At 64.1% G+C, this 13852-nt stretch carries 13 protein-coding genes and 1 pseudogene; 8 read left to right on the top strand and 6 right to left on the bottom strand.

The window, feature by feature from the left end; translation table 11 throughout:
* Positions 1–18: 18 nt before the first annotated feature.
* Positions 19–450: a MarR family winged helix-turn-helix transcriptional regulator gene (locus tag AC4CS3_RS17955; protein WP_490784564.1), complete on the top strand. Its 432-nt coding sequence runs from the start codon at positions 19–21 to the stop codon at positions 448–450.
* A 258-nt stretch (positions 451–708) separates the two neighbouring features.
* Here AC4CS3_RS17955 and AC4CS3_RS17950 read toward each other — a convergent pair whose 3' ends face one another.
* A complete protein-coding gene (locus tag AC4CS3_RS17950) occupies positions 709–1065 on the bottom strand; it encodes a hypothetical protein (RefSeq protein ID WP_490784563.1) in 357 nt (118 codons plus the stop codon).
* A gap of 94 nt (positions 1066–1159) precedes the next feature.
* On the opposite strand from AC4CS3_RS17950, the pseudogene AC4CS3_RS17945 reads away from it, so the two are divergent.
* The 3 genes and pseudogenes from AC4CS3_RS17945 (at position 1160) to AC4CS3_RS17935 (ending at position 3149) form a co-directional block, all read left to right on the top strand.
* Positions 1160–1884, top strand: a pseudogene (locus AC4CS3_RS17945) (SDR family oxidoreductase).
* A 45-nt stretch (positions 1885–1929) separates the two neighbouring features.
* Positions 1930–2838, top strand: a complete 909-nt coding sequence (locus AC4CS3_RS17940; RefSeq protein WP_490784562.1) for a helix-turn-helix transcriptional regulator — start codon at positions 1930–1932, stop codon at positions 2836–2838.
* Entirely contained in the window at positions 2835–3149 is a 315-nt protein-coding gene (locus tag AC4CS3_RS17935; protein WP_441414139.1) for a carboxymuconolactone decarboxylase family protein, read from the top strand. Before AC4CS3_RS17940 ends, AC4CS3_RS17935 begins: the two co-directional genes overlap by 4 nt.
* A 55-nt stretch (positions 3150–3204) precedes the next feature.
* On the opposite strand, the gene AC4CS3_RS17930 is transcribed toward AC4CS3_RS17935, so the two are convergent.
* Positions 3205–3648, bottom strand: coding sequence for a hypothetical protein (locus tag AC4CS3_RS17930; RefSeq protein WP_490784561.1), 444 nt, complete (start codon positions 3646–3648; stop codon positions 3205–3207).
* 62 nt (positions 3649–3710) lie between these two features.
* Entirely contained in the window at positions 3711–4805 is a 1095-nt protein-coding gene (locus AC4CS3_RS17925; protein WP_490784560.1) for a hypothetical protein, read from the bottom strand.
* 237 nt (positions 4806–5042) lie between these two features.
* Between AC4CS3_RS17925 and AC4CS3_RS17920 the strand changes: the two genes are divergently transcribed.
* Positions 5043–5984 carry an NAD-dependent epimerase/dehydratase family protein gene (locus AC4CS3_RS17920; protein WP_490784559.1) on the top strand — a complete coding sequence of 314 codons (942 nt, stop codon included), beginning with the start codon at positions 5043–5045 and terminating at the stop codon, positions 5982–5984.
* A 163-nt stretch (positions 5985–6147) separates the two neighbouring features.
* On the opposite strand, the gene AC4CS3_RS17915 is transcribed toward AC4CS3_RS17920, so the two are convergent.
* From AC4CS3_RS17915 to AC4CS3_RS17905, 3 genes are all read right to left on the bottom strand, one after another.
* Complete coding sequence (locus tag AC4CS3_RS17915) at positions 6148–6999, bottom strand: alpha/beta fold hydrolase (RefSeq protein WP_490784593.1); 852 nt, start codon at positions 6997–6999, stop codon at positions 6148–6150.
* 135 nt (positions 7000–7134) lie between these two features.
* Positions 7135–7839, bottom strand: coding sequence for an alpha/beta fold hydrolase (locus AC4CS3_RS17910; RefSeq protein ID WP_490784558.1), 705 nt, complete (start codon positions 7837–7839; stop codon positions 7135–7137).
* A gap of 74 nt (positions 7840–7913) precedes the next feature.
* Positions 7914–9821, bottom strand: a complete 1908-nt coding sequence (locus AC4CS3_RS17905) for an FAD-binding monooxygenase (RefSeq protein ID WP_490784557.1) — start codon at positions 9819–9821, stop codon at positions 7914–7916.
* 223 nt (positions 9822–10044) lie between these two features.
* Between AC4CS3_RS17905 and AC4CS3_RS17900 the strand changes: the two genes are divergently transcribed.
* From AC4CS3_RS17900 to hpaE, 3 genes are read left to right on the top strand one after another with little or no spacing between them, the layout of a single operon-like run.
* Positions 10045–11499: a fumarylacetoacetate hydrolase family protein gene (locus AC4CS3_RS17900; protein ID WP_490784556.1), complete on the top strand. Its 1455-nt coding sequence runs from the start codon at positions 10045–10047 to the stop codon at positions 11497–11499.
* Positions 11492–12166 (top strand): GntR family transcriptional regulator, encoded by a 675-nt coding sequence (locus tag AC4CS3_RS17895; RefSeq protein WP_490784555.1) that lies wholly within the window; start codon positions 11492–11494, stop codon positions 12164–12166. Before AC4CS3_RS17900 ends, AC4CS3_RS17895 begins: the two co-directional genes overlap by 8 nt.
* Positions 12167–12221: 55 nt before the next feature.
* Positions 12222–13736, top strand: coding sequence for a 5-carboxymethyl-2-hydroxymuconate semialdehyde dehydrogenase (hpaE, locus tag AC4CS3_RS17890; protein ID WP_490784554.1), 1515 nt, complete (start codon positions 12222–12224; stop codon positions 13734–13736).
* The last annotated feature ends 116 nt before the right edge of the window (positions 13737–13852 follow it).

The following is a 13852-nucleotide window of genomic DNA, read 5'->3' as shown; positions in this document are numbered from 1 at the left end:
AATTGCTAGACTGGCAGCATGCACTCACAGCCCTCTGATTCCGCCGACCTCGGCGATCTCTTCCATGCCGCTTTCCGGGGGCTGCGCCGGACCTGGGCCGAGCAGCTCTCGCCCTGGGAGCTCACGCCACACCAGTGGCGGGCTCTCATGACGCTGATGCGCCCAGCGCCCGGGGAGCCGATGCGACTGAAAGACCTGGCGGAACGGCTGCGCATTGCGCCGCGTTCGGCCACGGAAGTGGTGGATCAGCTGGAGGTCAAAGGCCTCGTCCGTCGTGATCCGGACCCCACAGACCGGCGGGCCACCCTTGTCGCCGCAACACAAACCGGGCAGCAGCTCTTCGCGAAGATCAGCGCCGAACGGCGCGGCAAGTCCTCCGAGTACTTTGCCCGGCTCAGCGCCGAGGATCGGGCCGAGCTGGCCCGGATTCTGGGGCAGCTCAGGGATTGAAGCCAACGCCACTTCCCTCCCAAGTTGCCGCGGAGTAGGTAGAGTCGAAGCCATGACTCGCCGGAAGGTTCCCGTTTCCCTCGTCGCGCTCCCTTTCGCGTTGTGCCTGATCGCACTTGCGCCAGCAGAGAGAGCGGGGGCCGCAAACTGCGATTCGCAAGGGCTTCTAGGGGTGGTTGGCATGTGCTCTCCAAGCGACTCCCCATCTCCCCGGCCATCGGACAAACCCAGCCCGTCGGCCACGGCTAGCCCACCGGTTCAACCGCAACCCCTGCCGGATCCCGGCGTCGCGGTTCCTCCCAGTGGCGCTTCGACGCCCTCGCCGGCGGTGACCGCCGAACCGGCACCCGCCCAGGTGGCGCCACCTGCCACAACCGTCGCTGCAGTGCCTTCGCCGATCGTGTCCAGCCCGAGCTCCTCGACGCAAAATTCAGCCTCGACGTTGGCCGCCGCCCGGATCGACCCCGGCTCGACCGCACAGAGCGACCATCCCGTCGCTCCAACCGTCTCAGTGGCTGGAATCCTGGTGGCCTTCGGCGGAACCCTGATTGCCGCGGGCGGAGTAGTGGGCCTCAGAAGATATCCACCGCTTTGATCCCGGACCCCGGAGTTCATCGGGAAACAGGTAATAGCGGACCCTGCCTCATTCCGATGTGCGTTCCTAGGATTGAAAGCGAGTAGACAAGCTTTCACGGAAGAGGGACAAATCATGGGTACTGGACAAGGGCGGGTTGCCGTCATCACCGGGGCGTCGTCGGGAATCGGGGCCGCCACGGCGCGGTCCCTCGCCGCAGACGGTTACCGTGTCGCCCTCCTCGCACGGAGGTCCGACCGGATTCAGGCGTTGGCTGATGAGCTCGGGGACGCTGCTATTGCCATTGAGGCGGATGTTACCGACCGCAGCTCCCTGGTGGCCGCTGCGGAGCGGGTCAAGGCAGAGTTCGGCGGGACTGACGTGTTGGTGAACAACGCGGGGATCATGCTGCTGGGTCCGTTCTCTTGGATCAGCAGGAGGACTACCGCCAGATGATCGAAGTCAACCTGATCGGGGCGATCACAACGACGGAGGTCTTTTTGGACCAGCTCCGAGATGGTGGCGGGGACTTGGTCAACATCTCTTCTGTCGCCGGCAGGACGGCCAGGCCTGGCAATGGCGTCTACGCCGCGACGAAGTGGGGAATGAACGGCTGGTCCGAATCACTCCGGCAGGAACTTCAGCCGGGGGTTCGGGTCACGGTCATCGAACCCGGGGCGGTTGCCACCGAGCTTCCGAGCCACATCACGCATGAGCAGGCCCGACAGGGCGCCGAGGCGCTGTACAGCCAGGTGACTGTCACGGCCGAGGACATCGCCGAAGTCATCGCGTTCGCCGTCAGCCGCCCGCGGCGCCTGACCATCAACGAAATCCTGCTCCGCCCCGCAGGCCAGGCCTGAATCAGCGGACCCGTGCGTCGCCGTCGTCGAAACTAAGGTAATGAAATGGACAACAGGACCGAGGTGCAGGACTTCCTGACGTCGCGTCGCGCCCGGGTTACGCCGGAACAAGCCGGGATTCCCGTCTATGGACGTAGCCGGCGCGTCAAGGGCCTTCGCCGGGAGGAAGTGGCGATGCTCGCCGGCGTGAGCGTTGATTACTATGTGCGCATGGAGCGCGGCAACATCTCCGGTGTCTCTGAGAGTATTCTCGACGCAGTCGCGCGCACGCTCCAGCTGAGCGAGGTTGAGCACGCCCACCTCTACGATCTCGCCAACACGGCCAACAGCAGCGGGGCCCGCCGCGCACGTCCTGCGGCGCTCCACGTACGTCCGGCTGTGCAGCGCATACTCGACTCGATCGCCGCACCGGCCTGGGTCAGAAACGGCAAAGCCGATTTCCTTGCCGGCAACCGTCTGGGACGGGCGCTCTACGCGCCGATCTTCGTCGATCCCCGACGGCCAGGAAACACCGCTCGATTCCTTTTCCTGGACCCACGCGCCGGAGACTTCTATCCCGATTGGCCGGAAATGGCCCGCGGCATGGTCGCAACCCTTCGCGCCGAGGCCGGCAAGCACCCCTACGACAAAGGCCTCACCGACCTCATCGGCGAACTCGCGACCCACAGCGAACCCTTCCGCCAGCTCTGGGCCTCGCACGAAGTCCTCGTCCACCGAAACGGCACCAAGCGCCTTCGGCATCCCGTGGTCGGTGATTTGGAACTTACATACGAGGCCATGCAACTGACCACGGACGAGGGCCTGACCCTGCTCATCTATGCCGCCGAACCGGGTTCCCGGTCCGAGGAAGGGCTCCGGCTGCTCAACAGCTGGGCACCCGTGGACGACATGGAGGCCGCTGAAGGCGGACCCTTCGCCCCCGTAAACGAATCACATACAAGGAGAACACCGTGACTGAACAATCCCGCGCCCAGCAACTCGTCGGAGACATCTCGCCCAAACTTGCCTCCCTCACCGACGACGTTCTCTTCGCTGACGTCTGGGAACGCCCCGAACTGGCCAAGCGGGACCGGAGCCTCATCACCGTTGCCTGTCTCGTGACAAGCGGCAGCACTGAACAGCTTTTTGGCCACCTGCGTCTCGCGAAGGCCAACGGACTGAGCGAGGCCGAATTGAGCGAGGCGATTACGCACCTGGCGTTCTATGCCGGCTGGCCGAAGGCGATGTCCGCCATGGCGGTCGCCAAGCAGGTGTTTGCCGAGTAGCCAAGTCCGCGTCAGGGGCGCTTAGCGACCCCTTTCCCAGTTGCTGTTCCGGAAGTCATGGCTGCGGGGTTTGCCCTTGGAGGGAGGCAATCTGTGCGCGCGCGGCTGCGATGAGCTCCTCATTCGTGTTGGCGTGCCCGTTGAGGCCCCAGCCGCCGTCGGGCGCTTCCGTGAGCAGGACCCAGGTTCGATCGGGCAGTGTCGGGTCCGCAGCCGCCGTCGCGACGAGCGCGGTGAGCTGTTCGACCAAGGCCAGCTGTTTGTCGCGGTCCAAGGCGCCCGCGTTCGTGAGCACCTGGACGCGCACGTAGTTGCTGTCGCCGTCGACATTCGACAGATCCCCCGCCGGGAGTTCGTGGATGAATGCCGCCGTGTTCTTGCGGAACATCGGGATATCCGGCACCTGCTCGACCCGCATCACGGTCGATGCAAGATCAACGGCGAGCTGATGCTTGTCGGCAAAGGTCCCTGTCGTGGCGAACACGTCGATCATGGGCATGATGCTTCTCCTCTTCGAGGCAGTTCAACGGTCATTTGTTGTGCCATCCTTGCACCTTGCTGTCACCGTGTCTTCCTCTGGGCAATCATTTGCGGGTCGTCTGGCTTGACGTCCTTGGAAGTGCGGTTCTTCGGCCGGTGCGGCATGATCGGTTCGGACGCGAAGCGTCGTGGGCCACTCCACATTGATGGCGGGGCGTCGATCGCGTAGGCAAGGGCGTATGCGACTTTTTCGTAGTTGACGCGCCATCCCCTGAAATGGGGCCAGGCTTGTTCCGCCGTCACCTCAACCGGGTAGTCGACAGTCCGCATGAGCTCCACGGCGGCTTGAAAGTCTTCGAATTTCACGTCGAGTTCGGAATCGGGATCGGGGTCTTCCTCGACCGGGATACGAATAGCCCGCGCCACCTGATTCAGGCAGGTGAACCCCATCCGGAGGACCAGCCGCGCGCGGGTGCTTGGGGCAGACCCCGGACTCAGGGAAAGCTGCAACGCGGCCGCGTCCATGACGCTGAGGAGGGAGTTAAGCCAGTTCGATTGCGGTGAAGGTGAACGGAACCATACCAACGTGAGGTAGGTGCTGTGTGATTCGGCCACATCTGCGGCCCACCGCTCCCACGTACGATAGAGCTCGCTGAGTTCGCTGGTGCTGGTTTGGGCGGCCATACCAAACCGCGTGCGCACCAGAAGCTCCGGCCCCCAAGACGGTGAGCCCGCCCTCGATACCAGGAGCGTCACCTCCGCCTCGCGCCTGTTAAAGGCTGCATAAAGCGTCGGCAAATAGCCGATCTGCAAAGCGATGACGATCAATCCGGTATACGCGGCGACGTAAACCAACACCGTGTTGCCGACATTCGATGGGGCAGCGTAGCCGAGGGTGAACATTGCCGAGCCGGCTTCGCTTGAGGCTTGCCAGAAGTCGCCGTCGACGAAGGGGAGGAGCAGGAGGCTGAACGACAAGTCGAACAGGATCACCCAAACCAGGAGCCGGACGAAGAGCGCCATCGGAGACTGCCAGGCAAGGATCCGATCACGTACTTCGTACGAGGTGACGGGTTTTGTGATGAAAAAGAAGATTTTCGCAGTGACCAAATGGGTCACCCGTGAAAGGTTGCTGTGCAGCGGACGTGGCACGATCAGCGTTCCGATCACACTCATCCAGTTCAGGAGCAACCCAAGCAACCCGACTGAAAAACACGCCCACACTATTACTGTCAATGCGCTCTTTCGACATTGTTGGACACCAATTCAGCTACTGACCACCGTTAGGGACAAAGCTGGTGAGGCTCGTATCATTCATTCCACCCTCGGATCTTGTCAAGGGTGACGAGCTGCGTCGTGCTTAGGCGCGACCCCACCAGCAAAGCATCGCCGAAGAGTTAAGGAGAAACCATCGTGGCACACCATCTCATCCTCGGCGCGGGACTCGTAGGCGGGACGCTCGCGAGGCAGCTCTCCGCCCGTGGCGATCAGATAACCCTCGGCACGCGTAGTGGCACTACGGTTTCTGGCGCGAGTCCAGTGAAGCTGGACGCCAGCAACCCGGCCGAGGTGACAAAGGCTGCGCGCGGAGCCGCCACGATCTTCGTTTGCACAAACCCGCCTTACACCAACTGGGTGGCCGACTGGCCTCCGATCTTCGACGCCGTGATCACTGCGGCCCGTGACTCCGGGGCCGCGCTTGTGCTCATGGGCAACCTCTATGCGTACGGCTCGCCGGGCGGCCCGATGACCGAGCACTCACAGCTCGCCACCACCGAGAAAAAGGGCCTGGTACGCAAGGCGGGTTGGGAGAAAGTGCTCGCCGCACACGAACGCGGTGAAATCCGGGCCGTGGAGGTTCGGGCCAGCGACTACTTCGGTCCTGGCGCAGCGGGGATGTCGACACACCTCGGCGGTGGTTTTTTCGAACCGCTCTTGGCCTCGAAGACGGCGCGCGTCGTTGGGGACCCGGCACTCGAGCACAGTTGGAGCTTCCTTCCCGATATCGCCGCGACGCTGATCGCTGCTGCAGACCACACGGGCGATTGGGGGCGTGCCTGGCATGTGCCGAGTGCGTCCGTCCCGCGCACGGAAATCGTGCGGCAGGTAAATGAGCGGTGGGGCGTGAATGGCCGGGTCGCCTCGATCCCGCAATGGTTTCTCAGCGCTCTCGGCGCAGTCGTTCCCATGATGCGCGAGATCTCAGCCCCAAGCTACCAATTCACGATGCCATTCGTGGTCGACTCCACGGAGACGCAGAGGATGCTGGGTGTCATGGCAACACCCTGGGTCGAAGCGCTGGAGGTCACGGTGGACAGCTACCGCAAGCCGTCAACGAGCAGCTCGGCCAGCTAAGGCAGGCAAGGTCGCTCTCTACGGAGGATTCCGTGCTCAGCAAGCAAATCCTGGCCGTAGGATCCGGGCACCGGCACCGGCACCGGCACCGGCACCGGCACCGGCACCGGCACCGGCACCGGCACAGTCACCGCCGCCGGGGTCGAACAGGAACGAGAGCACCTCAAAGCAAAGCAGCGATGTCCTCGACCGCTTGTGTCAAAGCAGCAATGGATGACGGACCTCCGTGCCCTTCGTCCTCGATCACAATGAGTCGGCTTGAATTCCAGCCCTGGTGCAGACGCCAAGCGGTGACGACAGGGCCGCTGACGTCCCGTCTGCCATGAATGAGGTACGCGGGAATGCCGTTGAGTTCGTGAATTCGAGGGATGAGCTCTTGTCCTTCGACAAGGAATCCGTCGTTGGCCCAGTAGTGCGTCACGAGGAGTGCGAACGTCATGCGCTCTTGCTCGTCTTCAAACAGCGGGCCAGGAAGCCAGTTGGGGTCCAGCGAGACGTGCGTGGATTCCCACCGATCCCAAGACAGGGCTGCACGTCGGGCATCTTCGCGATCGTGGCCGGCCAGCCGGCGAGCATAAGCCTCGATCACGCGTTCTCCCGGTTCCGCGTTGGCCGCCTCTGCAAAATCGGCCCACGCTTCAGGAAAAATGCGCCCGACGTCTTCTGTGATCCACTGGATCTCTTCACGGCTGCTTGTTGTCACTGCGACCAGTGCGATACCGAGGACCCGGGTGGGATGCTCCAGCGCATAGGCAAGGGCAAGAGTACTGCCCCAAGATACGCCCGTGACGATCCACTCTTCTATGCCTAGATGCTGCCTTACGGCCTCGATATCTTGGATCAAGGCACGAGTTGTATTCTCGGAGAGGTGGTCCAAGTCGTCCTGAACGATGGGAGTGCTCTTCCCGCAACCGCGTTGGTCCAGGCCAATAATCAGGAATCGACTCGGGTCGTGTCGCTTACGATAGCCACCCCGTCCGAGCGACCCGCCCGGGCCCCCGTGAAGGTAAAGCACCGGAATGCCAGCAGGCTCCCCGGTGGCCTCCCAATAAATGTTGGCGTTGGGCACCGCCACCCAACCGTTTCTCGTCCTGAATTGTTCGTCCCCCACCCCTCAACAGTATTGGACTTAGGCGCTAGATCGACAGCCCTAACCCCTCCGCTCAACCGCCGCAAGAATTGCTTTCCCGAGCTCGATCGGCTTGGTGAACTGGGGCCAGTGTCCGGTGGGCAGATCCATGAATTCGACGTCGTTGATGCGCGCGAGCTCGGCCACGAAGGGGTGGCCGGATTCGATCCATTCGCCGAGCAGGCTGGAGGGGAACTCGCACGCGATGATGGTGGCGGGGACGTCGTAACGGCGAACATCGTGCAAGCGCTGCTTATCTGTGGTGACGTTCTTTGGTTCCGGGATGGCGCGTGCGCGGAAGGCGGCCCGCAGCTCCTCGTTGAGGTCCACGAGATCCTCATCTTCGAAAAGCTCCCATGGTGGCAAGGGCACGGCATCGCCCTCGACTGGCAGTTCGTCGTTGATGACGCCGCCCTCGCCGAGCGGGCCGCTATCTACGTAGACCGCCCGGACCACGCGGTCCGGGCGGGCGTCGACGGCTCCGTGGATGATGGCACCTCCGCCCGAGTGGCCGACCAGTACTACGGGATTGCCAACGGCGTCGACCGCCGCCACTACTGCTTCGATGTGATCCCTGAGGCCGATGCCTGACCTCGGGGCGTCAACAGCTTCCAGCCCAGGCAGCGTAAGCGGGTGGACCGTATGCCCTGCAGCAACGAGCGGCGGCGTGACCTCCGACCATGAAGAAGCGTCCAACCAGAATCCGGGAACCATGATGATGTCCATGCCGGTACCCTACGACGGGCCACCGACAGAATGAACCCTTGCGTTGGTCCCGCACGCCGGAACGCGCCAACAACTCACACTGCCGCGGTCCGTCCCGATCGAAGGAGGGGCGCGAAGAACGCGGCGAGTTCCGCCGTCGCGGTCAAGGGCAAAACGTTCGCCACGTACTGGTCCGGGCGCACCACCACCACGACGCCGCCTCGGTCCAGGCCGCGCAGCTCGAAGATGTCGGCCGAAGGATCGTTGCCGTAGACGTTCTCAAGGTACGTCAGCTTGAACGGTCCCACCTGCGGCTTGAACGCCTCCGGCACCGCCCCGATGTCGACGCTCGTGTGTTCCTGCTGGTAGATCACCTTCACGTCGAACCATGCGTCACGGTCAGCGCCCGACGGCGTTGCGGCCAGCGGCGAGTCCGGCGAGTTCGCGATCCACTCGGCAAAGTCGACGACCGGCGAGGGAGCTCCGGCAGCTTCGCTTGCGTCCGCGAAGACGTAGATGCGCCAGCGTCCGTCCGCCTTGGCCTGGTGACCGAGTTGCACCGGGTTGGTGTCGCAGACGCGCACTACCGGCGCGGACTTGAAGCGCTTGCCGATGGTGAATCCCGTGGCCAGGCCTTGGTGCGTGGGCTCGGCGATGAGCGGCGAGGGGGCGTAATGGGTCATGAAACCGGCAGGGAACTCTGCCGTGCTCACATAGAAGTTCTCCAGCTCAGTGGGATCCTCAAAGTCCTCGGGCTTCTTCGCCATGAGCGTGGACCACTCTTTGTCGAAGTCGATGAGGTTCTTCGCAACGACTTGGCGCTCGGCCGAGTACGTGGACAGGAGGCTCTCCGGGCTGCGGCCTTCGAGCACGTGCCCGAGCTTCCAGGCCAGGTTGAACCCGTCCTGCATTGAGACGTTCATGCCCTGGCCGGCCTTCGCGCTGTGGGTGTGGCAGGCATCGCCCGTAATGAAAACGCGTGGCGTGCGGGTGCCGCGCTCGTCCGGCAGGACGTCGTCGAACCTGTCTGTGAGGCGGTGGGCGACTTCGTAGACGCTGTGCCAGGCGACGTTGCGCACATCGAGAGTGTAGGGGTGGAGGATGTCGTTGGCTTTGGCGATGATCTGCTCGATCGTGGTGCTGCGCACGGAGCGGTTGTCATTCCGGTCCACCTCGCCGAGGTCGACGTACATACGGAAGAGGTGGCCGCCTTCGCGCGGAATCAGCAGGATGCTGCCGCCCGTGCCGGACTGGATGGCGCATTTCGTGCGGATATCGGGGAAATCCGTGACGGCAAGGACGTCCATGACGCCCCAGGCGTGGTTGGCCTGGTCGCCGGCGAGGGTGCAACCGATCGACTCCCGCACCTTGCTCCGGGCGCCGTCCGCCCCCACGACGTACTTGGCCCGGACAATGCGCTCCTGGCCTTCGTTGGGTCCGGCGGTGTGGAGAAGGGTAACCGTGACGGGGTAGTCGCCCTCACTGCTGACCTCGAGGCCGCGGAACTCGTATCCGTAGTCGGGAGTCATGCGGGTAGGGGAGTTCGCCATGAATTCGGCGAAGTAGTCGAGCACGCGCGCCTGGTTGACGATGAGGTGCGGGAATTCGCTGATGTCTCCTGTCGGATCGTCGAGGGCGCGGGCGGTCCGGATGATGCGCGAGGGATCCGCGGGGTCCGGCTTCCAGAACGCCATCTCGGTGATCCGGTACGCCTCGGCAATGATCCGCTCGGCGAAACCGAAGGCCTGGAAGGTCTCCACGCTCCGGGCCTGGATCCCGTCGGCCTGACCGATCGCGAGCCTCCCGGGGCGGCGCTCCACGATACGGGTTGTGACGCCCGGGAACTGGGACAATTGCGCGGCGGCGAGCATGCCGGCGGGTCCGCTGCCCACGATGAGCACGTCGACCTCGTCGGGAAGATCAGTGGGCCTGTCGATGCCGACGCCGGCGGCCGCTTGGACCCGCGGGTCGCCGGACACATAACCGTGGTGGTGGAACTGCATGAGCTTTCCTCACTTCATCGTGTGGGTTGTTCAATTATAGAACTATGAATTCTTTATTTGAACCCAGAATTGGATTCATACTGTACGGCAGGCGTGGCGGGGGTTACAAGGATGCAGGGGCCTGCCTGGATCCGGAGCTTGTTTCGAAAGCGGGGGGTTGACGCCCCGAAGCTCCCGGGTCATAGTTATCGTATACGATTTCGTACTCGATGAGGAGTGAAACTTGGAACAGGTCACCGACCACACCCTGGCCGCGGCCCGCAAGGTCATCGCGGTGCATATCAACTACCCCGGCCGGGCGGCCCAGCGCGGCCGTACGCCGGAGCAGCCGTCATACTTCCTGAAGCCGTCGTCGTCCCTTGCTCTCAGCGGCTCAACAGTAGAACGACCGGCTGGCTGTGAACTCCTCGGGTACGAGGGCGAGATCGCGCTGGTCATCGGCAGGCCTGCCCGCCGCGTACGCCTCGAGGACGCCTGGGACCACGTTGAGTGGGTCACGGCCAGCAACGACCTGGGCGTCTATGACCTCCGGTACGCGGACAAGGGCTCGAACCTCCGGTCCAAGGGCGGCGACGGCTTCACCCCGGTGGGTCCCGCGCTCATCCCGGCCGCCGACGTCGACCCCTCCGGGCTTCGCGTCCGCACCTGGCACAACGGCGAACTCGTCCAGGACGACACCACCGAGGACTTGCTGTTTCCCTTCGCGCGCCTCGTCGCCGACCTCTCCCAGCTCCTCACCCTCGAACCCGGCGACATCATCCTGACCGGCACCCCGGCCGGCGCCTCCGTCGCCCAGCCCGGCGACGTCGTCGAGGTTGAAGTCACCGCCGGTGATTTCAGCTCGGGTCGTCTCACCACCACGGTGACGGAAGGTACGACGGCGTTCGCGGACTTCGGTGCCCGGCCCAAGGCCGATGACACCCAGCGGGAGGAGGCCTACGGTTCCCGCGAAGCCGCCGGCCTCGCCGTCGTGCCTGTACTGACCCCCGAGCTGAAGAAGAAGCTCGAAAGTGTCGCCACGGCCACCCTGTCCAGCCAGTTGCGCAAGCGCGGACTGAACAACGTGAGTATCGACGGACTGACATCCACGCGCCCGGATAAGCGGGTCGTCGGGCTCGCCCGGACCCTGCGTTATGTTCCCAACCGCGAGGACCTTTTCACGACCCACGGCGGCGGCTTCAACGCCCAGAAACGGGCCATCGACTCCGTCAACGAAGGCGAAATCCTGGTCATGGAAGCCCGGGGCGAAAAAGGCACCGGGACCGTCGGGGACATCCTCGCGCTGCGTGCCCAGATGCGCGGCGCCGCGGCCATCATCACCGACGGCGGTGTCCGCGACTACTCTGCGGTGGCGGGACTGGACATGCCGACCTACTTCGCCAACCCGCACCCCGCCGTGCTGGGCCGACGCCACATCCCGTGGGACACGGACATCACCATCGCCTGCGGCGGGGCCACGGTCCAGCCGGGGGACATCATCGTGGCCGACTCGGACGGGATCCTGGTGATCCCGCCGGCGATCGCGGGGGAGCTCGTGGATGAGTGCATCGAGCAGGAGAAGGAAGAGGCCTTCATCTTCGAGATGGTCAAGCAGGGCAACAGCGTGGACGGTTTATACCCGATGAACGCGCAGTGGCGTGCCCGCTACCAGGAATGGGAAGGAACCCAAGGTGACTGAAACCGCCGTGGGGAGCAAGTCCGAGCAGGCCTATGCGGCCGTCAAGGCGAGGATCGTTGAGGGCACCTACTCGCCGGGTTACCGGCTGGTGCTGGCCAAGATCGCCGAGGACCTGGGTGTGAGCGTGGTTCCTGTCCGGGAGGCGATCCGCCGACTGGAGGCCGAGGGGCTCGTAAAGTTCGAGCGCAACGTCGGCGCCACGGTCTCCGGGATCGATCCGACCGAGTACCTGTACACGATGCAGACTTTGAGCATCATCGAAGGAGCCGCGACGGCGTTGTCCGCACCGCTGATCGGGGCAGTAGACATTGCCCGGGCCCGTGCGGTCAACGCCGAGATGCGCGACTGCCTGGAGCATTTCGACCCGGTCCGCTTCACGGCGTTGAACCAGGATTTCCACAGCGTGCTCTTCGAACACTGTCCCAATCCGCACATCCTTGACCTCGTCCACCGGGGCTGGAACCGGCTCGCCTCGATCAGGGCGTCGACGTTCCGCTTCGTCCCCGGCCGCGCTCAGGAATCCGTGAAAGAGCACGAGGCGCTGCTTCAGCTCATCGAAAGCAACGCCGACGCCGACACCATCGAACAAGCCGCCCGCCGGCACCGCAGCGCCACCCTCGACGCGTACCTCGCACAAAGCAACGCGGGGTCACTTAGCGCCCATTAAGCGGTTCAACATAGGCCGTAAATGACCCCGCGTTGCGATAGCAAAGGAGAAATCAATGACGTTCACTGCACCAGAAACCACCACCCATTACGTCCCGAAGGACCTTCCCAGCCACATCCAGCACTTCATCAACGGCAAGTTCGTTGACTCGGTCAGCGGGAAGACCTTCGACGTCCTGGACCCGGTATCCAACGGCAACTACGCCGCTGCCGCGGCCGGGCAGAAGGAAGACATCGACCTCGCTGTCGCCGCGGCCCGCGAAGCTTTCGTGAATGGCCCGTGGCCGAAGATGAAGCCGCGCGAACGTGCCCGCGTGCTGAACAGGATCGCCGACGCCGTCGAAGCCCAGGAAGACCGTCTCGCCGAGCTGGAGACCTTCGACACCGGTCTGCCGATCACCCAGGCCAAGGGCCAGGCGCTGCGCGCGGCGGAGAACTTCCGTTTCTTCGCGGACCTGATCGTGGCCCAGTTCGACGACGCCATGAAAGTCCCGGGCTCACAGATCAACTACGTGAACCGCAAGCCGATCGGCGTCGCGGGCCTGATCACGCCGTGGAACACCCCGTTCATGCTCGAGTCCTGGAAGCTCGCCCCGGCCCTGGCCACCGGCAACACCGTGGTCCTCAAGCCTGCCGAGTTCACCCCCCTCTCGGCCTCCCTCTGGGCGACCATCTTCAAGGACGCGGGCCTGCCCGACGGCGTGTTCAACCTGGTCAACGGCCTCGGCGAGGAAGCCGGCGACGCCCTCGTCAAGCACCCGGACGTGCCGCTGATCTCCTTCACGGGTGAGACCACCACGGGCCAGACGATCTTCCGCAACGCCGCGGCCAACCTCAAGGGCCTGTCCATGGAGCTGGGCGGCAAGTCCCCGTGCGTCGTGTTCGCCGACGCCGACCTGGACGCCGCGATCGATTCGGCCCTGTTCGGGGTCTTCTCCCTCAACGGGGAACGCTGCACCGCCAGCTCCCGCATCCTCGTCGAACGCGCCATCTACGACGAGTTCTGCGAAAAGTACGCCGCCCGCGCGAAGAATATCGTCGTCGGGGACCCGCACGACCCCAAGACCCAGGTCGGCGCCCTCGTCCACCCTGAGCACTACGCTAAGGTCGCCTCCTATGTGGAGATCGGCAAAACCGAGGGCCGCCTCCTCGCCGGGGGCGGACGCCCGGAACACCTCCCGGAAGGCAACTACATCGCCCCGACCGTGTTCGCCGACGTCGCCCCCGACGCACGGATCTTCCAGGAGGAGATCTTCGGACCCGTCGTCGCGATCACCCCCTTCGAGAACGACGACGAAGCCCTCGCCCTGGCGAACAACACCAAATACGGCCTGGCGGCCTACATCTGGACCCAGAACCTGACCCGCGCCCACAACTTCGCCCAGAACGTCGAAGCCGGCATGGTCTGGCTGAACAGCCACAACGTCCGGGACCTGCGCACCCCGTTCGGCGGCGTCAAGGCCTCCGGCCTCGGACACGAAGGCGGCTACCGCTCCATCGATTTCTACACCGACCAGCAGGCCGTGCACATCACCCTCGGCGCGGTCCATACCCCTAAATTCGGCGCCTAGGCCCGGGTAGCCCAACTAGCTCGCACTTGTTGTCGTTTTGAGGCTCCAAAACGACACTTACTGCGAGTCAGTTGGGTACCGAGCACTAAAAGACCCCTTTCAAAGAAGAGAGAACC

This window comes from Arthrobacter sp. SE2 (assembly GCF_058244265.1).
Note: the sequence above shows the minus strand (reverse complement) of the source record. Positions and strands in the feature narration are given on the sequence as shown.